Raw genomic sequence first — 854 nt, forward strand, 5'->3', positions numbered from 1 at the left:
TTTTCTGCATTAAACCATTTCACTTTTCCATGTTCCATTTTATTACTCCTTATATTCATTAATATTTAGTAAATACCAATTAAAATGATTAATAGGAATATTCCATACGTTTTTATTACATTTAATTTTATTATTGTTGTTTTGTTTCATGTGTAGTGGTAGTGGAACTAGTCACCACTTATCTTTATGATTTAATAATGCTGCATCATCTTTTGCTTTTTTGCAATCATTTCAGGTCTATTATTGTAATTGATTGTAAGAGCTAGACAGACCCATTTGTTGATTTTGTTGTTGACCTTGTTGACTCCCCATTTGTTGTTGCATTTGACCCAAAACTTGATTTACTTGATTAAGTGTTTGTGTAGTCTGAGCATATTGAAGGCTTTGATTTAGAGCTTGAATTGCTTGTTGAATTGATTGCTGTAATTGTTGATCAGTTTGTTGCAATTGGTTTTGTGCTTGACTAGCAAATTGTTGAATTTGTTGCATTAATTGATTTTGTTGACCAGCTTGTTGACTAGCTTGTTGTAAAGGTGCTTGGTGTTGAATGTTACTTAGGGAACTTTGTAAGTGATTTAATTGAGATCTTAAGTCCGTTAATTCTTCAGCTACTTCAACGTTAACTGTTTTTTTAATTTCAGATTCGATGTGTTTCTTTTCTTGATTATTCATTTAAATGCCTCCATGTTAGATATGTAGAACCTAAAAGTTGGTCCCTTAAATAACATGCTCAATTTGATTATTAATATCCTAAAGAAATTTTATATTAAAGAATTTTTACTTTGTTTTTTACTACGAATATTTATTAAAAGAAATTATTAGTTTGAAAAGTGAAGCTGCATTATAATATATGG

Annotated in this window: 1 protein-coding gene; it reads right to left on the reverse strand. The window is 28.9% G+C overall.

Annotated features, from left to right (window positions below; all coding sequences use genetic code 11):
- Positions 1-240: 240 nt before the first annotated feature.
- The gene (locus tag CN514_RS24645; protein ID WP_098234815.1) at positions 241-672 is read right to left on the reverse strand and encodes a hypothetical protein; all 432 of its coding nucleotides are present in this window, start codon (positions 670-672) and stop codon (positions 241-243) included.
- Between the last annotated feature and the right edge of the window lie 182 nt (positions 673-854).

This window comes from Bacillus sp. AFS001701 (assembly GCF_002559405.1).
Taxonomy (GTDB): Bacteria; Bacillota; Bacilli; order Bacillales; family Bacillaceae_G; genus Gottfriedia.

Excerpts from the sequence above, each read along its gene's own strand:
- CN514_RS24645 (WP_098234815.1), bottom strand. The coding sequence starts at position 672 with ATGAATAATCAAGAAAAGAAACACATCGAATCTGAAATTAAAAAAACA.